The organism is Sorangium sp. So ce363 (genome assembly GCF_051520435.1).
Classification (GTDB): domain Bacteria; phylum Myxococcota_A; class Polyangia; order Polyangiales; family Polyangiaceae; genus Sorangium; species Sorangium cellulosum_B.
Genome location: NZ_CP150333.1, coordinates 8,535,392 through 8,557,593, shown reverse-complemented (window position 1 = coordinate 8,557,593; position 22,202 = coordinate 8,535,392). Strand labels below are relative to the sequence as shown.

15 protein-coding genes are annotated in these 22,202 nt (G+C 68.4%); 5 read left to right on the top strand and 10 right to left on the bottom strand.

Annotation, left to right across the window (positions count from 1 at the left end):
• Nucleotides 1-56 precede the first annotated feature (56 nt).
• Nucleotides 57-959, bottom strand: coding sequence for a helix-turn-helix transcriptional regulator (locus WMF12_RS32100; protein WP_437851519.1), 903 nt, complete (start codon nucleotides 957-959; stop codon nucleotides 57-59).
• Nucleotides 960-1,076: 117 nt separating this feature from the next.
• Nucleotides 1,077-2,150 (bottom strand): RNA polymerase sigma factor, encoded by a 1,074-nt coding sequence (locus WMF12_RS32095; protein ID WP_437851517.1) that lies wholly within the window; start codon nucleotides 2,148-2,150, stop codon nucleotides 1,077-1,079.
• 342 nt (nucleotides 2,151-2,492) lie between these two features.
• Between WMF12_RS32095 and WMF12_RS32090 the strand changes: the two genes are divergently transcribed.
• The 4 genes from WMF12_RS32090 to WMF12_RS32075 all read left to right on the top strand — a co-directional run bounded on the left by WMF12_RS32090 (nucleotide 2,493) and on the right by WMF12_RS32075 (nucleotide 7,971).
• Nucleotides 2,493-3,485, top strand: coding sequence for a tetratricopeptide repeat protein (locus WMF12_RS32090; protein ID WP_437851515.1), 993 nt, complete (start codon nucleotides 2,493-2,495; stop codon nucleotides 3,483-3,485).
• A gap of 59 nt (nucleotides 3,486-3,544) precedes the next feature.
• Complete coding sequence (locus tag WMF12_RS32085) at nucleotides 3,545-5,137, top strand: hypothetical protein (RefSeq protein ID WP_437851513.1); 1,593 nt, start codon at nucleotides 3,545-3,547, stop codon at nucleotides 5,135-5,137.
• A gap of 225 nt (nucleotides 5,138-5,362) precedes the next feature.
• Nucleotides 5,363-6,721, top strand: coding sequence for a hypothetical protein (locus tag WMF12_RS32080; protein ID WP_437851511.1), 1,359 nt, complete (start codon nucleotides 5,363-5,365; stop codon nucleotides 6,719-6,721).
• Nucleotides 6,722-6,987: 266 nt separating this feature from the next.
• Nucleotides 6,988-7,971 carry a hypothetical protein gene (locus tag WMF12_RS32075; RefSeq protein WP_437851509.1) on the top strand — a complete coding sequence of 328 codons (984 nt, stop codon included), beginning with the start codon at nucleotides 6,988-6,990 and terminating at the stop codon, nucleotides 7,969-7,971.
• 158 nt (nucleotides 7,972-8,129) lie between these two features.
• On the opposite strand, the gene WMF12_RS32070 is transcribed toward WMF12_RS32075, so the two are convergent.
• The 7 genes from WMF12_RS32070 to WMF12_RS32040 all read right to left on the bottom strand — a co-directional run bounded on the left by WMF12_RS32070 (nucleotide 8,130) and on the right by WMF12_RS32040 (nucleotide 19,863).
• Nucleotides 8,130-9,455, bottom strand: coding sequence for a PAAR domain-containing protein (locus WMF12_RS32070; protein WP_437851508.1), 1,326 nt, complete (start codon nucleotides 9,453-9,455; stop codon nucleotides 8,130-8,132).
• 45 nt (nucleotides 9,456-9,500) lie between these two features.
• Nucleotides 9,501-11,093, bottom strand: coding sequence for a PGRS family protein (locus tag WMF12_RS32065; protein WP_437851506.1), 1,593 nt, complete (start codon nucleotides 11,091-11,093; stop codon nucleotides 9,501-9,503).
• Nucleotides 11,094-11,142: 49 nt separating this feature from the next.
• Entirely contained in the window at nucleotides 11,143-12,216 is a 1,074-nt protein-coding gene (locus WMF12_RS32060) for a PEGA domain-containing protein (RefSeq protein WP_437851504.1), read from the bottom strand.
• Between the two features lie 3 nt (nucleotides 12,217-12,219).
• Entirely contained in the window at nucleotides 12,220-12,897 is a 678-nt protein-coding gene (locus WMF12_RS32055; RefSeq protein ID WP_437851502.1) for a hypothetical protein, read from the bottom strand.
• A 15-nt stretch (nucleotides 12,898-12,912) separates the two neighbouring features.
• The gene (locus WMF12_RS32050) at nucleotides 12,913-14,985 is read right to left on the bottom strand and encodes a protein kinase domain-containing protein (RefSeq protein WP_437851500.1); all 2,073 of its coding nucleotides are present in this window, start codon (nucleotides 14,983-14,985) and stop codon (nucleotides 12,913-12,915) included.
• 2,076 nt (nucleotides 14,986-17,061) lie between these two features.
• On the bottom strand, nucleotides 17,062-18,603 hold the full coding sequence (locus WMF12_RS32045) for an AAA family ATPase (protein ID WP_437851498.1): 1,542 nt from the start codon (nucleotides 18,601-18,603) through the stop codon (nucleotides 17,062-17,064).
• Nucleotides 18,604-19,311: 708 nt separating this feature from the next.
• Entirely contained in the window at nucleotides 19,312-19,863 is a 552-nt protein-coding gene (locus WMF12_RS32040) for a sigma-70 family RNA polymerase sigma factor (protein ID WP_437851496.1), read from the bottom strand.
• Between the two features lie 441 nt (nucleotides 19,864-20,304).
• On the opposite strand from WMF12_RS32040, the gene WMF12_RS32035 reads away from it, so the two are divergent.
• The gene (locus tag WMF12_RS32035) at nucleotides 20,305-21,615 is read left to right on the top strand and encodes a hypothetical protein (protein WP_437851494.1); all 1,311 of its coding nucleotides are present in this window, start codon (nucleotides 20,305-20,307) and stop codon (nucleotides 21,613-21,615) included.
• A gap of 74 nt (nucleotides 21,616-21,689) precedes the next feature.
• Here the strand turns inward: WMF12_RS32035 and WMF12_RS32030 are convergent, their stop codons facing one another.
• Nucleotides 21,690-22,133 (bottom strand): DcrB-related protein, encoded by a 444-nt coding sequence (locus tag WMF12_RS32030; protein WP_437851493.1) that lies wholly within the window; start codon nucleotides 22,131-22,133, stop codon nucleotides 21,690-21,692.
• Nucleotides 22,134-22,202 lie beyond the last annotated feature (69 nt).

Sequence of the window (22,202 nt, the reverse complement as noted above, 5' to 3'; positions counted from 1 at the left end):
ACCCAAGATCGCCTCGATAGCGAAGCCGCGCTCAGTAGCCCTGAGCGCGACTCAGGTTACGCATGTTCATGACTGCCTACGCCTGGAAGCGTCGTGTTCAATGGGGATCGCTCGACGTCCTCCCAATCGCAGCCTCCTGCCAGGCTGGATCCTCCGTCGTCGCGCTGTACCGGAAAGCTCGTCAGCACGGCAGCACGACACGCGAACTCAGCTCCCGACATCGCGCGAGCAGGGAGCGGTGAGCGAAGCCGCGACAGAGGAGGCGGCGGAAGCTTGGCCCGTGGGCTCTTGGCAGCTTGATCAGAAGACGGCACCACGGGCGGGGGAACATCAGGCGCCCGAGAAGGAATTGTGGCCGGACCCGTCGACGTCGGGCTTGACGCTGAGGGCGCCGCCGTACGCGCCGGGCGTTCGCGCTTGCTGATGGGCTCACCGAGTTGGAGCACCACCGTCTCCTCCCCGTCCGTCCGGTAGTCATCGTGCAGACGCCACAGGCGCTCCCAGTACCGCGCAGGCGTGCCTGTGAAGACTTCCAGCTGCCGCGCGAGGCCGGGCGTCATCGGGTGGTCGCTGCTCAGCAGCCGTTCCAGCTCCCGTCGCTCCAGCCCGGTGCTCTCGGCCAGCTTTCGCTGCCACGAGGGCATCGTTGCACAGAACGATTCGAGGACCCTGCCTGGCCATGGAACGGGGCGCGCGCAGATTCCTGTCGTCGCCGCGATGAGCGCATCCACATGGCAGTCCAGCAGGCGCCGGTATCGCTCCAGATCCCGCTCTGCCTTTTCCTTTGCTTCGGTGAGCGCCAGTTCCTCATCTTCGTGCGCCTGCTCGCGTGCCTCGCGGAGCCCTCGCTCGCGGCCCAGCGCTTCGCGCGCGGTCACCGCGAACCCGATCGCAACACAGGCCATCATCGCGAGAACGATCGGCGAGATGAGCCACATCGACTCTAGCACTTCCTTCATGGGTTCCTCCTCCCGGACGTGGGCATCCTTGCCCGATGCAGGACGGAACTCGGCCTTGTGCTGTCGAAGACATCACCGGAGTTGCCGCCTGTTAGCTGTGAGTGGACGGCCGACGGCTCAACGAATCTGCTTGAGTAGCGCTTCGCGCTCCGCAGCGAATTCCCCTCGCGGAAACTCCTGCGCGTGGGCCTCAAGCAGCCGGCGTGCCTCGAGGTAACCGAGAACGGTGTTGGCCTCGATGGCCCTCCGGGCCTGATTGACTAGGTTCCTCGCTCGCTCCCTGGCGGACGGGCGCACGGCGCTCCCCGACGAGGCGGGACGGGGAACGGTCGTCACCGCGGAGGCCGGCGCGCTGTTCACCACGACCGCGGCGCCCGCGTTGCCATGTCCCGCCGACCCTGAGATCGCATGCGCCGCGATGTCGGCGCCGTCTGGTACGGCGGGCGCCACGACGTCCTGGGCGGTGGGCGCTGTCTCAGGCGAGTGGACCGCCGCCAGCCGCAGCCACGATTCCGGGCTGGGCACGGGCGGTACCGCGGAAACGAGAGCGCCCGCCAGGACGACGAACGCACCCTGCATGAGGATTCTCACCCACAAGCGGCGCAGCGTGGCCGCCCACGACGCGCGATCGCGGCGCCCGACGGCGAGCGCCACCGGCACGCATGCCTCCTTGTCCCAGCCGTGAGAATCCTGCTGCGCGTCCCACCGTCGTTTCTGCGCGTCCAGTTCCTCGCGCGCGCGCCGGTGTTGCGTCTTCACCGTGTCGACGTTGAGCCCGAGCTCGGCCGCGATCTCGACAAGCGGCGTCTCCTCGAGATCGTGCCGGATGAGGAGGTCCCGGTACTTGGGGTCGACCTGCGCGATCAGGCGCCGCAGGATCTCTGCCCGCTGCCGCAGGCGGACCAGGTCTTCCGGCGTGGGGCACCCTCCATGGGGCTCCCGCTCGTCGAAGGACGTCAGGACCTCGCCCCGGCGGGCCGCGTCGCGCACGCGATTGCGCGCCTGGTTGAGGGCAATCGTGACGTGGTAGGGCGCCGGATCCTCTCCCGGTTCGATGCGCCGCTCTGCTTCCAGGCCCCGGAGCAGTGCCTCTTGCGCAACGTCCTCCGCGTCGCGCTCCGGGACACCGCGACGGATCGCCAGGCGCCGGAAGAGGTCGAAGCTGGCGGAGCGGTCCGATGGCTTGGCCACGGCGGTAGCACACCTGAGCTGGCCTGCAGGGTTCAGGAAAATGCACAGGCGGTTAAATTTTGTAGGACAATGTGCGGCTATGTATACATGCTGCGCCTTTGTGAACCGTCGCGACGGAACAGACCGATGCATTGCAGTCTTGTTCTTCTATTTCTCGGCCAAAGGCCGGCTGACGGAAATTCCTGAGGGTTGACGCGACGAAGCCGGCGTAAGTACCCTCGCCATATGCGTTGCGTTCCACTTTCACTGTCAATTGGCTTGCTTGGAGCCGCCACCGGCCTTGCGAGCCCGGCCAGCGCTCAGGGCATCCATGCGACGCCACGACGAAGCGATAGTTCGACAGTGAAGGACCTTGTACGCGCCGGGAAGAGAGCTCGTGCAGAGGGAAGGTGGACCGACGCCTATGACGCCTATAAGGCAGCCCTGGAGGCAATGGTGCCAGCGACGAACACGGAGCAAGAGCGCGCGGAGATCGCCGGGGAGCTCGGGCTCTGCGCGCTTGCGTTGAGCAAGCACCGCGATGCGGCCGAGCACCTCGCATGGAGCCTTGAGCAGCGCGAGGCGCTTTCTGTGGCGCTCCAGCTGCGCTTCGAGGAAGGGTTGCGGAAGGCAACGAAGCACGTCGCGACGCTCTTGCTCGCGGTCGATCCGCCGGACGCCGAGGTGGTCGTCGATGGCAAGCTCGTAGGCAGGACCGCGCGGACTCACAAGCTGTTCTTCGACTCCGGAGAACACATGGTGCGGGCGCAAGCGCCTGGACGCGAGGAGTCTTTCCAGGTGTTCACAGCCGTGCCGGGAAAGCAGCACCAAATGTCGATGCAGTTGTCGCGTTCCTCAAGCAGCACCAGGGAGGTGGCGGCCGCCGCACCGAAGGGAGCACCCCGGGTGCCGAGCGCTACGCCCGCTGTTCGGACGCAGGCCCGCAGCCCGTGGGCTTCGTGGCCTGGGACACTGCGTATCGCGGGGATCGTCGTCACGACGGCGACTGCTTCGGCAGGCAGCGTCCTGATGATCCGGGCCAGCAGGCTTGACGGCGACCTGAGCGAGCGGCGTGACGGGCTGAACAGAGACCCCTCGACGAGCTCGTCCATGTGCTGGCAAGCGCCACGACACTCTGCGTGCGCTGACCTGCTCCGCCTGAGAGACGAGCGCAACCTCTCCGGAGCCGTGGGCACAGCCTTGGTCATCGCGGGTGGCGTCATCGGGGCGGCAACCGCCGCGTCCTTCCTCACGGACTTCTCCTTCCTGGGACGCACGCCGGCTCAGGAGCAGATCCACGTCTCGCCCGCTGCGATTGGGCAAGGGATGGGCGTGAGGATCGAGGGGCTGTGGTGAGGAGACCGGGAGCCGTAGAGACGCGTTCACAGGAAGGCCGGAGCATCGGGACGTCCCTCGTGGTGCTCGCGCTCTGGGCGTTGAGCGCAAGCACGCTGACGGCGTGTACCTACACCGATGCCTGCTGGGAGGTGTATGCGTGCGCCGCCGATCCGGAGCCGCCGCCCGGACCGTGCGAGGGGCAGCCCCAGACCGGGCCGGCACTCGACCAGTGCGGGGTGTTCGTCAGCGAGAGCGGCGACGACAGCGATCTCGGCACGAAGGGCGCGCCGGTGAAGACCCTGCAGCACGCCGTCGGGCTCGCCGCGAGCGGGCGAGGCAACGGCGAGACGCCGACCCGGCGCGTGTACGCGTGCGGCGGGGAGTTCGAGGAAGCGATCACGCTGCCCTCGGGCGTCGATCTCTGGGGCGGGCGCCTCTGCGATGGCGGCGACTGGTCTTACCGGGGGGCGTTCGAAGGGCCCAATCAGTTGACCACCATCGCGCCGCCGGCAGGCATCCCGCTGCGCGTTCTCGCCGCAGAGGAGGACGCGTCGGACGCCACCTCGATGATCTTCGGCGTGCGCGTCGTGGCAGCTCATGCCTCCGCGAGGGATGGCAAGTCGTCGATCGCGGTGATCTTGAGCTCCGGCGCCAGGGCGATCGTGCGTTCGAGCCAGGTTCAGGCCGACGACGGCAAAGACGGGGAAGCGGGAGAGGACGCGCCCGCGTACCGTGCGAACAACGGTGCTCCGGGCAACGACGGCGCGGACGCCTGCACGGCGGGCGTCGTGGAGGGAGCCCTACCGGAAGTGACCGATTGTGGCGATGGCACCAAGTCGACGGGGGGAACTGGTGGCGATGGTAGGATTGATAGGGGTGGTGATGGCACTTCAGGATTGCCAGCACCTGCGGACAATCCCGAAGGCAAAGGCCTTGGAGGGGCCGGTGCGGCGAGTGAGAGATGCAAACCGGGCGAAGACGGAGCCAAGGGTGACGACGGTGGTCGTGCTGCCGGCGCGGTCGGCGTAGGTTACCTCGATTTCGACGGTTGGATCGGCGTTCGGGGTGACGACGGAAAGAAGGGTGGCGTCGGCCAGGGCGGGGGCGGCGGAGGCGGCAGCAAGGCGCGCGGTCCCATGATGGCTTGTCCCACAGGTCGGCCCCAGGGCGGCGCGGCCGGCGGTTCGGGGGGCGGTGGCGGCTGCGGTGGCCTGGGAGGCTGGGGGGGCGGCTACGGTGGCGCCAGCATCGGGATCGTTGCTTTGCAAGGGAGCGTTCTGACCATTGAGGACAGCAAGGTCCTCGCGGGCAGCGGTGGTCGCGGCGGGGTCGGCGGAACGGGCCAGCTGGGTGGCATCGGAACACATGGTGGCTTGTTCGGTAAGGGGCTTGCTCGAACCGAGATGTGGGACGCGTGCGGCGGTGGAGATGGAGGCGACGGGGGCCGTGGCGGCGATGCCGGTGGTGGCCTCGGCGGCCACTCGTTCGGCGTTGCGTCGGTAGGCGCCACTGTCACCCTTGCCTCGGATGCGGTCGTCACCCACCGAAGCGCCGGCGAAGGTGGGCTCGCAGGCAACGCAGCCTCGGGGGACGGCAGGAGCCAAGGAGCTCCAGGACGTGCCGAGTTTTGGTTTCGGTTCGATGCCCCCGACCCGGAACCGCCGCAATGAAGCGCCCTGTGCCGGCGACCACGACAGGAGACTCGGATGAGAAAGACGATCGCTGCAGCCCTCTCCCTCATGTTGTCGCCGTGGGCGATCGGCTGCGGGACTGCCCCCGGCCCAAGCGATGCTGGCGGACCGCCCTGCGATGGTGCCTCGTGCCAAGGCGATGAGCCGCCGGAATCGGTCTGCCTGGAGCATATCGCCTCCGACGTTCTCGACGACGGTTGCGGCGTGTTCGTCGCCAGGCTCTACGGGGGCGGCGATGACAGGAACCCCGGAACGAAGGCGAAGCCCGTGCTTACCGTTCAGCACGCCATCGACTTGGCGCGCACCCGACGAGGGCGCGTGTTCCTCTGCAACGGTCACTTCAGCGAGAACGTCCGGTTGCCGTCTGGCATCGATCTCCTGGGAGGCTTCAACTGCCTGCACTGGGGGCGCGACGACATGAAAAAGGTGTCAACGCTGTACAGCGGAGGCACAACCTACGCCGGTCCGCTGGTTTTCGTCGAGCCGGCGCGCCCGAGCGACACGGGGGCCGCGGACGGCGTATCGACGCTCGCGGACATGGTCCTGGACGGGGAAGGGCCGATCTCGATGATCATCGAGCCGAACACCGCCGTGGAGATCATCCGGAGCGAGATTCTGGCCGACTACGGACCGAGTGGCCCCGATGGCGAGGAGTGGCCCTGGCCGAACCGAGCTGCGACCGGCCCCGACGGGCTGTACGGCGGGGACGCGTGCACCGCCGCCACCGTCGCCGGGGGTCCGGCGGTGGTGAACCCCTGTGAGGGCGGCGCGCCGAGCACCGGCGGCAAGGGCGGCGATGGGCTGCCCGACGGCGCCGAGGATGGCGACGCCGGCGCCCCGGCCCCGACGCCGGACCCCACGAACTCAGGGCGCGGCGGTCATGCGGACCGGGAAAACATGGGCTGCCATGGCGGGTCTCCCGGGAGTTCCGGAGCCCTGGGCACGGTGGGGGCGGGCGGCGAGGGCATCGGGCGTATCAGCGAAACGGGGTGGGAGGGCGACACGGCAGGCGAGGGCGGCAGGGGCATGCCCGGTCAGGGTGGCGGCGGAGGCGGCGGCCGTCGCGGTGGGCTCGCCGTGTGCGGCGTGGCCTCGAAGGGGGGCGCCGGCGGCGGATCCGGAGGCGCCGGCGGCTGCGGCGGACGAGGCGGACGAGGGGGCGCGAACGGGCACCCGAGCATCGGGATCGTCGCGCTCCACGCGAAGCTCACCGTGCGAGACAGCTTGATCACAGCGCGCGGCGGGGGACCGGGTGGCGACGGGGGCCCGCCTGAGCGAGGTGGACCAGGTGGTCGAGGAGCGCCGGGGGGCGCCGTCGGTGACGGCACCTGGTCGTGCGGCGGAGGCGGGGGCGGCTTCGGAGGTGAGGGGGGGTTCGGTGGCCCAGGGCGCGGCGGCGACTCGATCGGCATCGCCTACCGCGACGAGGACCAGCTCACGCTGGAGGGGGTCACCTTCGAGATCGGGCCGCCGGGCAAGGGCGGCATCAGCTGGAACAATGACAGCAGTACGACATCGGGAGAAGATGGCATCGCCGTTAAAACGCTTCGCTTCCCTGAGTAGGAGCAGCGCGCATGAGAGAAGGTCCTCCTGTGGCAGATTCTCATGCCTGACGATCGATCTTGCGGATCCAACCGCGCTTGCGCCATCTGCGGTGAGCCCATGCAACTCGACATCGCAACGCTTCACGAATTCTGGCCCCGAAGGCAGCCGAGGCACACCCCTCGGAGACGGCCCGACAAGGGGTTGCTGACCGACGCGTGGGTGCGCGGAGCGCACCCGCGCGCGGCAGCAGCCCCAGCCGTTGGGCGGGCGGAGGAGCACCGACGATGAAGATCGAGCGCGTGCGAGCGCTGTCCTTCGAGGTAGATGCGGTGGACGTGGCGTTCTGGGACGAGGATACCCTTCTCGTGACCACGCCGTCGGCCGAGCTGTGGCGTGTCGCGTTGAAACCGCGGATGCAAAAGGCCGAGCTGGTGTTTGCTGCTGACCAGATTTTGGGCCCTGTAGCGCGTGCGCTCGGCAAGGCGATGGTGAGCCCGGCAAGCGGCGGGTATCCGCGGCTGGCGGTCTCGAGCAAGGCCGGGGTGGCCGCGGTCAACACGCACGACATGGTCCTCCTCGCATGCCCGCTGCACGGCGAGGGCGGCCCACGGCTATTGTCGTGGAGCTGGGGCCAGTATTACCCTCGCATCGCATTCTCTCCCGACGCATCTCGGCTCATGGTCTGTGCCGACGAGTTGGTCGTCTTCGATACGGGCTCGTGGCGCTGGTACCAAATGCACGGAGACGCGAACATCTGCGCATGGCATCCGCGGGAGCCATGGCTGCTTGGTCTTGAACCGACCACCGGGAAACTTCGCTGGTCGGACCTGCAAGACATGGACAATCCCCGAACTTGGTCCGCGGGCGCGCTCGAGCCCACGCAGTCGGATGATGACGTCGTGGGCATCGCCATCGACGCCACAGGGGAACGACTCGTCGCGGCATACCGCCATCCGAATCGGATCGAATGGTGGGAGCTCGATCCGCTTCATCGAGTCGACACCCGTCCCGTGCAGGCCGGAGAGATTTTTGCCTTGGAGCACGGCGGTGAAGCTGGCTTGTTCGCGGCGGTGGCCGAGTTCGGCGTTCAGCTCTGGGGCTTCAAGTCACGAGAGCCTATCTCCGACGTGATCCCAAACGTCTCCGAGGTCAGATTCAGTCCTTCCGGTCTTTGCTTTGCGACGCTGAGCCGAGCGTCGACCAATCCGTACCCGGTTGCGTCTAGCCGGGTGGGATGTGCATCGATTCTTTGGCGGGCTTCGATGTAACGAACGAGGAATCCGATTATCCATGACCGGACTCCTTTCAAGGTCGACAGAAGTGGATTCGTTGGTGCGATGGTCCAATGATGTATGATGGTATTGCTGGATCGAGTCTGCTGGTGCACTCGGTGGCACTGGTCATCTCGCTAGATGTCCGGTGGTGGTCAATGGCTCGTCGCCTCTGGGTTCTCTGTTGGGGCGGGCATCACGAGCGGCGGGGCGGTCGAAGGAGGCGCTGGCGCTGGTGCGGGTGGTCCATTGGCAACAATGTCTTCGTTGTATACGCAGCTCGGGCACGGATTCATATTACGGCTGCCAGGTTCGGCAGCATAACGATTTGTGGTCGGGTCGCCCCACCAACGCACAGTCATGCCATCTGTGCCCTTCTGCAGGGCCGGACTCAGTTTTGGCTCGACGCAATCGGCGCCGCCTAAGAACGTGTGTTCGTTCAGATCCAGTGCTTTGCCAAGCGGTGCCCGCGAATGGTCTGCATAGTTGTACTCAGGTGGCAGATTCGGGCGAATGCGGTCGTAGATCTTCTGTGTCTTCGGCGGCGAGCCAGAAACAGCAACGGTCACGTTCCCGTCGCGGTCGACGACCACCCCGACCGCCTTGCTCTTGCCTACGCCCGCCTGCTCCATGGCGCTGAACACCCTGTCCATCGCCGCATCGCTCCTCTCCGACGGTCCCGGGTAGCCACGCCGAGGCGGCGCTGGCTGCTGGCCCAGGCGCGAGCCTAGCAGCCCGCCGATCATGCCGCCGGCGACGCTCCCGAGGGTCCCGCCGATCACCTCGCCGATACGTGCGCCGAGCTCGCCGCCGTAGTGCCGGCCGACCTTGCCGCCGGCCCAGCCGAGCCCCGCGCCGCCCGCGACCGAGCCGCCGAACCCTGCGAGCGCAGCGCCCCAGCCCACCGCGGCGGCGGCGCCACCGGTGGCGACGATCGCGCCGCCCCACATCACCACGGTGAGCGTGGTCTTCACCCACGGCGGCACTTCATCCGCCACCGCCATGCCCGGCGCCAGCGCCGTGTCGCCGCCGATGATCACCGTCGCGATCCCCTCGCGCAGGATCGCGCCGCACTCGGTCTTCTCGGTGCTGCGCGCCAGCGGCTTGCCGTTGACGAACGTCGTGGCGCTGCCCTGCGCGATGCGCACCACGCCGTCGTCAGCGCACGCGACGATGTCGAGCCCGGCGCGTACCGCGCTGCGGCGCTCCTTGCCGAAGAACGTATCGGGCGAGCCCGTGGCCACCGTTCCCTTGACGTCGCCAGGAATGAGCTCGCCGATGTACGCGCCGGCGAGACCGCCGCCAGCGCCCGCCGCCGCGATGCCCGCCCCGATGAACACCGCGGCCACGCCGCCGGTGCCGACGACGGCCACGGCCGTCGCTGCCAGCGCGACGCCGACGACGGCGCCGGTCAACAGACCTGACCACGCGCTACTGTGCCCGATTGAATCTCCGAGCCGAGCCGCTTCGAGCGCCGTCACCGCGAGCCTCGCCCTCAGCTCCGCTCAGCCATCGGTCGCGCGTGCTCAGCGCTTCTCGCCCTGCGCGAATGCCATCGTGTCCGCCTCGACTCCTGGCGCTCCGCTGTGCTCCGCGTCGACGCCTACGCCGCCCGCGCCAGCCTTGCCCACCGCGAACGTTACGCCCTCCGCCGGCGGCGCCGCGCCCACGTGCGCGATGCCGATCGCGTGCCCGCCGAGTCCGCCGCCTCCAGTGCCGCCCCGTCCGCCGGTGCCGCCCGGCCCTCCGGTGCAACCTGGCCGAAGCGCCGTGGCGCCTTCCGGCACGCCGCCACCGGGTCCGCCCGCGCCTGCCGGGCCGCCGCCCTGGCCAGGACCGCCGGCTCCGCCGTCTCCGCCGCGTCCGGTGGCGGTCGTCACGTCCTGGAACAAGAACGTCGCGTCGAGGCTCACCAGCGCGATACTCGACCCGCCCGCGCCGCCGCCTCTTCCGCCTGCGCCCCCGCAGCCACCCGCGCCGCCGGAGCCGCCGCTGGCGCCTCCCGCCGAGCCGGCCGTGCACTGGCCCGCGGCGGTGCCGCCCTTGGCGCCACCGCCACCGCCGCCGCCCTGTGCAGTGGTCCCGGGTGCACCGTCGCTGCCTGCCACGCCCGCGTAGCCGCTCGCTGCGATCTCACCAACGCCACGCGCGCCGGCGCCGGGCTCGCCGTGGATGCCATTGTCGCCTGCGGTGCCGGCGGTGCACTCTGCAGCGACCTCGCCTGCGCCGCTGTTCATCGCGATGCCCGGACTACCGGGACTTCCTGCACCGCCGCTGCTTTGGAATCCCACGCCGCCACTGCCGCCGAACGAATCGTCGCTCGGATCCTCCGGCGCGCCGCACGCATTCACCGGAGCATTGGCCGGCACAACGATATCGGCCGAGCACGCCGCGTTTCCCGCGCTCCCATCGCCCCCTCGCTGCGCCGGCTCCGCGTGCGCCGCCCCCTCTTCACCCGGCGCCCCATCGCCCGCCTCCAGCGCGCAGCGCACTAGCTCCACCGCCACCGCCTCCGCCACCGCGGCGATCGACGAGAGCCCGCGCTTCTCCGGATTGCTCGCGTCGATGCTCCGCGCGACGATCGCCGCATCCTCGATCCGCGCCACGCCCTCGCCGCCCCGCAGCGCCAGCGGGATCACGCCCTCCGCCGCCGTCAGCGTCGTCCTCGCGCTGTCGCTCGCTCCCGCGTAGGCCCAGCCGCGCGCGCAGTCGAGCCCGCCGTAGAGCGTCACCCCCGCCGGCATCTCCAGCGCCGCCTCGACCTCGAACGTCTCGGCGCACGCATACACCCGCGCCGTCCCGTTCTCCCGCGCCCGAGCGATCGCCGCTCCCAACGTTCCCAGCGGCGCCGCCTTCGTCCCGTCCGCGCCGTCGTCGCCGCCCGCCGTCACGAACACCCCGCACGCGTCGTCGACCGGCGCTCCGCTCTCGTTCGGCACGCACCTCGACGGCGCTCCGCCGCCCTCGGTCGCGCCCGACGCCTCCGGCGGGCAGGTCTGCGACCGCTCGCAAGGCGAGCTGCATCCCCCCGCCAGGCTGCTCCCTGCCGCCGCCGCCATCGCGAGCGCCGCGCTCGCCACCGCGACCTGCCAGCCCCTCGCCTTCGGCCTGCTTCGCATCGGCTCCCTCACCGCCTCCAACGCTTCACCCTTACGTCGTTCCGCCACGTCAGAAGCGCCCCGCTACGCCGACCCCTCCGCCTCCGGGCGCAAGCCATGGCGCTGCCATCACCTGCGCCTCGCCATGGCTGTCCCCCGCGGACCTCGACCACAGCACGTACCCCGCCGTCGCCGCGATCGCCGCGCCCCCAACCACGTACCCGACAACCGCCGTGGTCGTGAACGCATCGAGCTCGTCCACCGCGTCGCCGAGCCGCACGCACGCCGCGCTCTGGCTCCGGTAGCAAGCCGACCGATCGCCGTCTCCAACGCGCAGCGGCCCGTCAACCTCGGCTGCCTTCGCGTTCGCTGCCAGCGTGAATCCCAAGCCCACGCCGAGGCCCACCACCCCGAGCGCTGCGCCGATCACCACCGGCACCACCGGCACCCGCGCACCGCCCGCCGGCCGCTCCGGCGCCGTGCTCGCCGGCGGCTTCGGCGCTGCGCTGGCCGGTGGCTCCGCACGCGGCGGCGTCGTCGACATGTTCAGGCTCCCTTCCTCGAGCACCACCTCCACCGACGCCGCGCCGCCCTTGTCGACTTGCACATCGCGCGTTGCGAAGCGTTGGCCGCGCCGCGCCGACACCGTGTGCATTCCGGGCTCCACGAACACCGGAGCCGAAAGCGGCGCGACCCCCACCACCTCGCCGTCGACCAGGATCTCGGCGCCGTTCTCGGAGGCCGCAATCGACAGCGTGCCTACCTGCGCGCTCGCCGCCGCAAACAGCGCCTCGGCCGCCTTCATCTCCGCCGCGGGCGGCGGAGGTTGCTCCTTCGGCGCCTCGCGCAGGTAGTGGGCAAGGTGCTGGGCCGCGTCGCGGAAGCGCCCGAGCTTCATCTCGGCCTCGGCGAGGTTGCCCGCGATCTGCAGGCGCTTCTGCAGCGCCCACGCCGCGAGGTACGCCACGCGCGCCCGCTCGTAGTCGCCGCGCGCGTAGTGCGCGTTCCCTTCTTTGTGCAGCTCGCGCACCTTCTCGGTCATCACGTCGTCCTGCGCGCTCCCCGGCGCTGCCAGCGCGACCGCCGGCGCGGCCGTGACGAGCGTGATGGCGACCGCGATCCGTGCGATGGACTCTCGAAGCATCGTTCAGTACCTCGGCGGCCCCGCGAAGGGCCCTGGCATCGATGTCGCCGGCGCCGCCGCGGACGCCCGCGGCGGCGGCATCCTCTGCCCTGGATCACTGGGTGCTGCAACGGTGTTCGCGCCGCGCGCCGGCGCGCGGCGCGCGATCGTCGACGCAGCGCCGCTCGGGGTTGGCGCAGCGGATGACAGCGCAGGCGGAACCGTCACCGCGGTGGCGCTGCTCGCGGCGCTGCTCTCGGCAGGCACGCCGGGAGTCTCCGCCACCGGCGTTGGTGCCGGCGCGCTCGGTGACACGAGCGGCGCCCCAGGTGCAGGCGCGCTCGACGACAGAAGCGGCACCGCGGGTGCCGGTGTGGCGGTGGCCTCGACGGGGCCGGACGGTGCGTCGTGCGGCACGAACAGCCAGTAGATGAGCAGCGCCGGCGCGGTGACCGCGGCGGCGGCGCCGGCGATCCACCCGAGCAGACGCCATCGACTCGGCCGCCTGGGCTCCTTCCGATGCACCGCGGGGCGCGCGAGCGCGGCGCGTGCGGTGGGCCCGAGCCGATCCGCGACGACCGGCGGCGCCTCCTTCACGCGCGCAAGCGCCCGCCTCATGTTCTCGTCCGAGGCGGCTCGATCCGCGACGCGGCGGAACGTCTCCTCGGTGGGCAGGTACTTCTTCAGATCCTCGTCGCTCATTCCGTCGGACCTTCTCTAAAACGGGCGGCGCGGCGTCGGCGTGCGGCGCGGCGCTGATGGCGCAGGGAGCGAGATGCGCGGCGCCGGCTTGAAATGAGGCTTCTCCTTCATGAGCTTCTCCTCTTCTTCCGCCCACGTATCGTTCGTCTGTGGCGCCCTCGCCGCGCTCGGCGCGTTCGTCGGCTTCACCTTCGATGCGGTGCTGCGCGGCGTTGTCCCCACCTGCGCCGCGGAGGGAGGGGCAGCAGCCGGACCGGCGCCGCGCAGCAGCGCCGGCACGGCCAGCGATGGCGTGGTGGCGCGAGGAGCCGTGTTGAGCGCTACCGGCCGTGGCGCGGCGGGCTCCGGAACCGCGGGAGCCGGCTGTGGCGCTGGGCGGTGCGCTCCGTCGACCGGCGCAGGTGAGCCCACCGACGACGGCGCGCCGCTCGGCGCATGCGAGCCTATCAGCAATGGCGGTGCATCCTCGATGCCTGAAGAGGAGAGCATGGCGCCATCGTGCGACGCCTCTACCGATGGTGTCCGTCGAGGGACGATCCACAACGCAGCGAGCGTGCAAGACAGCGCGCACGCGCCCGTCACGAGACCGATACGACGCTTACGCCGCATCTCGGCCGCTGCCTGGCCCGGCGCATCTCCTGCGCCGTACTCCTGTGGCGACGAACGCTTGGCTCTCGGCGCGGCCTCGCGCACGAGTTGCACAGGCAGCACGGCCGGCGTCGACTCGATCGCGGGCGCTGCGGCCTCCGACGACCTGCCCACTGCCTCACCTAGCGCGGTCTCGCTCCATCTCGCCGAGGCAGCGGTGATTATCTCGCTCGGCGCGATCTCGCTCTTCGCAGCAGGCAACGGCGATGTCGGCCCCGCCGAGGGGGGCACCGCAGACCGGTTGCGGAGCGGCTCGCACGGCGCCGTCCCCGGCAGTCTCGGCGGCGCGGACGGCATCCGCTCCGTCGTGAGCCAGCGCGAGCCCCCGGCCGCCCCGGCATCCGGCGCCGCTCCGCTCGCAGCCGCGCCCGCCGTGAGCGGCTCCGGCCCGGGCCGCTCCGCAGAGGACCGGGCTGGCGGCCGGAACGGGAGCACTGCCCCGGGCGGCCGGTACCCTGCGTCTAGCGGCGCCGTCGCGAGGTGGACGGCCTCTGCCGCCGGGATCAGGCGCAGCAACGGGATCGAGGCGCGCGCCTTCGGATCGAGCACGAGGTGTCCCTCGGCTTGCGGGGCCTGCGCGGAGGAGCCGTCGAACTCCCTCGTGAGCGCGTCGAATGTCTCGTTCGCGCTGGGCCGCTCGTCCGGGGACTTTGCCAGCATGCGCGCCACGAAATCGCTCAGGCGCCTCGGGGCGATCTCAGGGATCGCTTCGGCGAGCGGCGCCGGCACGGCGTGCACCTGGTTTGCCCAGACCTCGTTCCGCGGCGGCAGCTCGCCAGTTTTCTCGGCGAACGCGTGCTTGCCGGCGAGCATCTCGTACAGGATCAACCCAGCAGCGTAGATGTCCGCGGGACGCCCGACCGGCCGCCGGAGCGCCTGCTCGGGCGACATGTAGTGCACCGTGCCGAGGTCCGAGAACACGTCGCTCGACGCAGGGCCTCCGACTCGCCGCGCCAGACCGAAGTCGACGACCTTGACCAGGCCGCTCTGCATGACGAGAACGTTCTCGGGCTTGAGATCGCGATGCACGATGCCGCCCTCGTGCGCCACCCGGATCGCGTCCACCACCTGGATAACGATCGAGAGCGCGGTGCGTACATCGAATCGGCGCATCGCGTGGAGCATCTGGCGCAGCGAGACGCCGTCGACGTGCTCCATTGCGATATACATGACACCGTCATTGGTGACCCCCGCGTCGTAGAGGCGCACGATGTTCGGGTGGTTGAGGTCGGCGAGCACGCGCGCTTCCTTGCGGTGCCCGCGGAGGAAGTCGGCGTCGCTCATACGTTCTGGCCGGACGACCTTGAGCGCGACGGTCCGGTCGAGGTACTCGTCCACCGCCTCGTAGACGCGCCCCATTCCGCCCTCGGCAATGAGCTTCACCAGGCGGTATTTGTGGCAGCGGCCGCTCTCTTCGAGCCGATCGTCACGGCGCTCCATTCGGGTCCCCTGCCTGCTTGCAGCGCACGATGCCGGTCCAGGTCAGCACGGTCATCCGCCCCGCTGGGCCAGCGCACCGCGCCATGCCCACTGATGAGCATGCGCGTCAAGGGGAACCTGCCGGAGTCAGGGTGCGGAGCGCCGGCAGCGTTCCGCGAGCCCGCTGCGCAGCGGGCGAGAATAAACGCCGATAGGGCGAGCTGGTGTCACCACAAAAGCGCTGGCCCGAGCTCTCCCAGGCGCGCCCTCCTCGCCTCGTAGTCGGGCATCACCCTGCCGAGCGCTGCCCAGAACTCCCGCCCAGTTTCCGACGAGCGCGCGGCGAGTTCGGCGCCCCTGGGGTCGGCGGAGCGCTGGGAACGGGGGGCGGGGTCGCGGCGGAGCGCTCGCCGGCGTCGAGGTGCTCGGCGAGCGACACGGGGTGAGGGTGGCGGCGGGCCAGGCGTCGAGCGGGTGCGGGGTGGCGCGGAGCGGGGTCTTGATGGCGCGGAGGGCGCGGCGGCGCGCTCGAGGAGCTCGGCCGGACCGCGAGCACAAGAGCCCTGCGCGGCGCGTGCGCTGGCGCGTGGCGGGCCTGGTGCGCTCTGCCTCGACGAGGTGCGCCTCGGTGTCGAGGTCGCTCCGCGCGGCGGCAGCTCGACGGGCTCGCCAGCCCCCGACGAGCGCGCGGCGAGCTCGGCGCCCGTGGGGTCGGCGGCGCTTCAGTTTCACCTCCGCGCCACCGTCCGCCGGCGTCGCCTCGCGGCGAGCATCGCGCCGGACGATGATGTCCTTGGAGCACCCCGACGTCACCCCCGGCGCGACGTGCGATAACGCCCGGCGCTCGCCTTCCAGGGGCGCCGGACCTTGCGCCGGACATCCGGATTTCACGACGTCAGCGTGGGACAACCCCACGCGTAGAGCGCGGGACGGCACAGCATACAAGGCGAAGCTTCCTCTGAATCGTCGTCCTCGTTTAGGCCGGACGCTTGCGAAAGGCAATTCCCCACGCCACTAACTGGACGCAGAGCCGATCGAGCATCGGATCCCGGTCTACATTTACAATTCTTGCAACACGCTTTGGCGCTTGCTTTCGAGCCCAGCTGACCACTTTGTCCAGCGCACCCGCACCCAAGCCATCCACAACAACGCAACGACACTCGATTTCTGTGGTGCACGGTATAGACGCCGAGCAGCCGTCGCGCCTCGCAACTCGGCATATCTCAGATAGGAACTTGCATTCAGAACTATGCGAGTCCATTTTTTCGATCTGGAGCAACTTGATTCCGTGCTTCAATTCTGCGTACGACCGTAGAGGCACGGACACTGACTTTTCTAACCTCATCAGGCGCTCAGGTACAGATGGACTGATCTCGTGCGGACCTAACGCTTCTTCGTACAATGCAAACGGCAGCAAATTCTCCGCCGCCCTCACTTGCAGCACGACCACGCACTGGAACCCTGGCCTATTCGATCCGCTTTGCTGTAGCGCCTTTGCGGTAGGTCCAATTGAACCGCCGGGGCACCGTCGGTCGCTATCTGCTATCGCTATGATAATCCGACCTTCATCCGCTACCCGCTGATAGCTCGACGCGATCTGGCTCCCCCCTCCGCCACGTCGATCGTAGGACATGTCCACCCTCCATCCCTTGATGGCAGCGTAAGCGCGCCCAAGCTCTGCATACAGGTCGGCGTCAACGAGATTTTCGCCGAGCAGGATCGAGCGGCCGAGACGTTCATAATCCTCAAACTCGTGAAGATGTGCTCGCACGACCGTGCGCGCCCCATGAGTGATGGACCCGCCGCTGTCAAACAATGGCCCGACACCAAGCTCCAGCGACCATGCCATGTGCTTTCGAAGTGCCGCGATCTCCGCTTGATGTCCTCGGATCTTGAGAAGGGTACCTGCCGCATTCGAGGAACCCAAGGAACCGCCTGATAGACGAGCAATATCTTCGAGAGCAAACGAAACAATGTGCTTCCCTTGCTCGTGGGCCAGAAGTGCGTTGCGGATACACAAGAGCGACCGATCTCTCGACGCACTATTGCAATTCGTCGCATCCTCAATCGAGGAAGTGTCGATATGTATAAGCATGGTCAGTCATCCGCGACAGGCGCAAAGAAACCAAACGGCCAATTACGAAGCGCACCGTCTTCATCATACCCTGCTAAGCGCACGGATGTCTGCCGCGTCTCCTCACTATGCTCAAACAAGACGATCTGCACATCGTCTGGAGCGAGAATTTGGTTGTGCACAAGCTCGCCCGTACCATTCACGATAGCTTCACTATGCGTTTCGACCATCAGCCGAATCTCTCGGCCCGCTTTCCTGCTCTCGTGTAGTGCACCGACGAGCATGCGCGCGAGCTTTGCCTGGTGAGCTGGGTGGAGATGTAGCTCCGGCTGCTCAATAGCAAGCAGAGATGTCGCGTAGCGTCCAGGCTTGTTGTCGCGGCAGCAGGTCGACCATAGTATCGCAGCGAGCGGTAACACCTGTGAATAACCGAATCCTACATCCACCAAATTGGCATCTGTAGCACTTCCAGATTCCTTTATACGGATCTCCGCGTGAAGCCCATCGCCTTGCGTAGATGACTCGAACCCAAGGTATTCACGCGTAAACGCGGAAAAGCTGTTGATGTCTGTCTTTGACAAAGATCGTAGGAACATGGCCAGATTCTCGCCATGAGGAGCGACCTCACTCACCGATAGATCTTGGATCCGATAAGAACGCTCAGTGAGCGTTCGCTGCGGACCGAGATATGCAACGCGGGCCATAAAATCTGCGATCCGTTGATCGAAGGCGCCTAATATCTCGGGCACCATGGCAGCAATGGTCCAATCTACGATCCGGCGGAACTCATAACTGTCTAAGCTGAGTTGAGCAGCCCTCTGTTTATAAGACGGACCGGCATTGTGACCTTTTAGCTGCGCAAACATTGCTTCCCGAGAACCTACGCGAAGCTCTTCAGCTAGGAGCTCGACTGTGGACGGCGAAGTGTTGCCGTGGAAGAGTGAGTACAGTTGCTTCACCAGGGCAGAGTATTCCGGCGATTGACGCGGCCACCGTGCATGGAAACGAAGCGGAAGAGTAACAGGAAGATACTCAATATTAGTTGATGCTTGAGCTTGAGTCGACGGGATAATGAAGGCAGGACTGCGAAGATACAGGGATGGGCAATGCTCAAGCACATTTAGTTTGTTGACGGTGAATTTTTCAGCGCGCCCATTCGGTGTAAAGCGCAGACGCGCAACATGCTCCGCTACGCGGATCTCGTATGAGGATACGTATGCACCATGTGTTGTCGCGTCTTCTGCCAGCTCCATCGCAACTGTAAGCCGTTGTTCAGTGGCAGTGACGCCTGCACCTTTTAGCTTCAGCGAGAACTCAAATGTAACACTATTGGTCGCTGATTGGGTGCCGACTGCGGTCTGTATAGATCCTAAGTCAACGTAGCGCCCGTACCAAAGCAGCGGACTTTCCGTCGCGGTTTCAACGCTCTGCCGAAGCAGTGGAAAGATACGGAGGAATGTGCTCTTGCCGGAACTGTTGCGTCCAACGAGTAGAGTGATCGGCTTTATTGGAACGCTCTTAGTGTCACCCAAGCAACGCAGATTCTTAACGCGAAGCGCTTCCATGATCAACTCGCAACATTTTGTTATGTCTCGAAATGCTGTGCTGAACTACTCTGGACGCTGCTGACTCTAAGGTCGTGAGCGTTACGCTGGAGTCATGGTTGCCCTTGCCTACGAAGAAATTCACCAGATGTTGCATGTTCGTCGACGAGCATGAGTGCGCGAGAACCTTCAACATGGATCATACCTACGCCCATCAGCGAGCTATGTCTAGAGGCCATCGATTGGAACTCTCTCGCCCTCTGAGCGAAGGGTAAGCAACCCGGCCGGCGTTGGCGGGTCGATCGACGCGGGACGGGAGACCGCGCCCTCCCACGATCTGCAGAGCCGCGCACTGCTGGTGGTCGCGCATCCCCGTGCCTCGGCCATGCAGCCCGTGGCAGAGGCACGGGCGCAGAACGGCGACAGCAGGGGCGTCGGCCTCGCTGGTAACATCCGGATCCCGGGCCGGTGACGCCGCGATCGACTGAGAGCGATGACAGCTAGTGCCTCCCCGCGACGCTGTTGCTCCATCGTGCTGCTCGAAACGGCGACGGCCGGATTCTAGCAAGTCGATGGTTCATCAGAATCGTGCCGAAGCACTAGGAGGAGCGGGCGCGCCGGGAAAACGTAGCCGTCCGGCCAAGGGCATCGTGACGGCCCGTTCGGGGATTTAGGAGAGGTGCTCCTCGGTGAGGACGCAGCGCTTCCCAGCTCGGTGACTCATCGTCGTCACCTCCGGAGCTTGAGGGCGAGCGCCTCCCGGGCGATGCGCAAGCGGCTTGCCGCGGGGCTCTGGTTCATGCCGCGCCGCCGGGCGTATGCGGCCAGGCTCTCCGGATCGTCTACGGAGAGCAGCGCCTCGACCTGCCAGTCCGGCAGGCTGGCCAGCGCCTCCAGCACCTGGCGCGCAGCGATCTGCGCCTCCAAGCTCGGCCCGACCGGTTCGCGAAGCAGCCCAAGCGGGCTCGGATGGAGCACGGCGCGGCGCACGTACGCGCTGTGGATGTAGTGCGAGGCGATGCGCCAGGCGATGCCGTGGAACCGCTTCCTCAGCGCGTCGCGGGGCTTGTCCCGCGGGTCGGGCCGGTACATCCCCCGGCGCACAGCGTTCCAGGCGTTGAGCAACACCTCGGCTTCCACGTCGGCGCGGTCCCGCTTCGGGATGCCGGTGAGCGTCGCCAGGACGATCCCGCGCTCGGCCATGATCGCCTCCATCGTCGGCTTCTTCCTGGGATGTAGTGCGGCAGGCGGGCGGCGGGCCCCCTTCCGCGGGCGCTTCATCCGCTCCTCCCGCAGACTGTAGCGAGAGGTGCGCCGAGCAGGCGCGCCACGGGGGCGCGCCAGGCGGGGCGGGCGCGTAGCAGGAGCGCGGGCGAGCGACGGGCGACGCCGGCCAGCGTGCGCGGACGGCGGATCTCAGTCTCTATGAGGAGAGCGGGCGAGCGGCGGCGCGCGGGCGCGCCGCTCCCTTGGCCCGCGGACGGCGGGCGAACTACGGTCAGCATGTCGGACCTCGTGCGAGCGGGGTTCGGCCACGCGGCCCGGGGTGCTACCAACACCCGCGGGCCGCACTTCCTTGCGCCGAAACTAGCGCACGAGATCGTCAGACTGGCCGGATCCAGCCAGTTTCAGTCAAAACCGGCCACTACCAGTTCCCGCGCCCCCTGTCGGCACCTGACGCGCTCGTCTGCGAGGCAATCTTCCTGTTAGATCGTGCCGGTCATGCCCCCTGAGTCCGGTCATCGCGACCCCCCGGTCGCACAGGTCGCGCAGACGGAGGAGATCGAGCCGGTGGGCCATGCACTGCTCTCCGAGATTCCGGTACTGCCGTGGGCGGCGGCGGAGCGCGGGCCGGATGGCGCTCCGCGCGTGAGCCGGTCGACGCCAACGCTGGCGTTCCACAAGCCTGTCGCCCCTGAGATCCGCGCGGCACCGATCGCGCTCATGGCGCCGCTGCCTCTGCCGCTCGCGCTTCCGACGGCAAGCTTAGCGGCCTGCTTGACCGAGCCGCTGCCTCCATCTCCGCCGCCTGCAACGACGCGCGATGCCATCGCTCCGGCCGCGGAGCGCGCGAGCCCGTGGGCCAAGCGCGTCACGATGCCGGCGCTCACGGTCGGGCAGCTCGCGGAGCCTGTCGAGCGCGCGGGCCGCGACGCGACACCGGTCCTGGCGCGCCATGCGGGGATGGCCGCGCCCGGGCTGCGGTTGCCGCCGCCGACGCGGGAGCTCTCGACCGAGCCGCCCGCCGAGATCGTCGAGCTTCTCTGGTTCGAGGCGAAGGCGCTCCCGCGCATCCGCGCTTCGTGGAGCGACGTGATCCTCGATCTCGACTTCGGGGCGCTCGATCCGCGCCACGACCTGCCGGCTGGCGATGCGGGTTCTCCCAAAGATCACCACCACCTCGCCGGCCTGCTCACCAACGGCACACGGATCGAGCCGAGCGGCGTGCCGCAAGCCATCCTTGCGTCCATCAGCGAAAAGGGCCGCTTCACGCCGCCGCTCGTGCTCGTAGAGGGCGAGCTCCGGTTCGTCTTCGACGAGATCGAGGCGCTCAAGGCGACCCTCGCCGTGGTCGCCCCGCTCGCAGGCGCGGACAGGAGCCTGAAGGAGGCGGTGGACCTGGCCAGCGAGCTCCTGAGGTCGCCCTACCCCGAGGGAGCGACCGGCGCGGCCGTCAGCTTGACGCAGCAGATCAAGGAGCGACTTCCGCTGCCAAGCCGTCCGCTGGCCGCCGCGCGCATCGAGACACAGGCGGAGCGGCTCCTGCTCGAGCAGCGGCGGTACCAGACCCGCGCCGTGCTGGGCGACACCTGGATCCGCGCGCTGCTCGGGGCGGGCGGACAGGATGCGCTGCCGGTGTACCTGCCGAAGCGCCTCGCGCCGTGGCTGCCGATGCTGCCCAGGCTGCGCGTGCGCCTCGTCGCGGAGGCGCACCTCAGGCAGGACCAAGCCGAAAGCAGCCGGGTTGCCCTAAAGGCGCTCGCGCTCGGCAGGGTCGCGTCGTTGGAGGAGCTCCAGGGCGGCAGGCTGTGAGCTGGCCTCTGCTCAGCCAGGGGATCCTCGATGGCACTCGCTTCCGCAGGAACCTCGACGGGGAAGGCGAGACGTCAGCCCTCGGGCAAGCCCGCGATCCTGACGCTCGCGAAGATTCTATCGAACATCGGGTCGAGCCGTGCGACCTCGTCCCTCGGAATCGTCGCCGTGAAGCTCAGCACCGTCGGCCGACGCCCTGCCACGAACAGGAGCCGCTGCTCGAGCGGCCCGCTCTGGCCATGCCACGCGAAGCGCAGCTCCAGCCCTGGCCGGCCGCCAACCGCGCGCTCGTGCCGCGCCAGCAACTGAAACCCTTCGAGCCGCTTGGCCAGCTCCAAGAGCTGCCGGTCGCCGTACTTGCGGAGATCCTCGCCCGCCGCGAGCGCGTCGCGCGTCATCACCACGCTGGCGGTCGTGGCCTGGCCCGGCTCGGGCGAAGCCGCGAAGGCGACGATCGAGCGGTCCTCCCAGTCGCGCGGTACGTCGAAGGACACGTCGGAGTTCTCGTAACGCGGCATGTCTCGGGCTCCCCGCTGGCGTCGCTGGCGTGACGCGCCGCGCTGAGCGTGCGGCGCTCGCCTTGAAAG

Excerpts from the sequence above, each read along its gene's own strand:
- WMF12_RS32100 (WP_437851519.1), bottom strand. The coding sequence starts at position 959 with ATGAAGGAAGTGCTAGAGTCGATGTGGCTCATCTCGCCGATCGTTCTC.
- WMF12_RS32075 (WP_437851509.1), top strand. The coding sequence starts at position 6,988 with ATGAAGATCGAGCGCGTGCGAGCGCTGTCCTTCGAGGTAGATGCGGTG.
- WMF12_RS32065 (WP_437851506.1), bottom strand. The coding sequence starts at position 11,093 with ATGCGAAGCAGGCCGAAGGCGAGGGGCTGGCAGGTCGCGGTGGCGAGC.
- WMF12_RS32060 (WP_437851504.1), bottom strand. The coding sequence starts at position 12,216 with ATGCTTCGAGAGTCCATCGCACGGATCGCGGTCGCCATCACGCTCGTC.
- WMF12_RS32055 (WP_437851502.1), bottom strand. The coding sequence starts at position 12,897 with ATGAGCGACGAGGATCTGAAGAAGTACCTGCCCACCGAGGAGACGTTC.
- WMF12_RS32050 (WP_437851500.1), bottom strand. The coding sequence starts at position 14,985 with ATGGAGCGCCGTGACGATCGGCTCGAAGAGAGCGGCCGCTGCCACAAA.
- WMF12_RS32045 (WP_437851498.1), bottom strand. The coding sequence starts at position 18,603 with ATGGAAGCGCTTCGCGTTAAGAATCTGCGTTGCTTGGGTGACACTAAG.
- WMF12_RS32040 (WP_437851496.1), bottom strand. The coding sequence starts at position 19,863 with ATGAAGCGCCCGCGGAAGGGGGCCCGCCGCCCGCCTGCCGCACTACAT.
- WMF12_RS32035 (WP_437851494.1), top strand. The coding sequence starts at position 20,305 with ATGCCCCCTGAGTCCGGTCATCGCGACCCCCCGGTCGCACAGGTCGCG.
- WMF12_RS32030 (WP_437851493.1), bottom strand. The coding sequence starts at position 22,133 with ATGCCGCGTTACGAGAACTCCGACGTGTCCTTCGACGTACCGCGCGAC.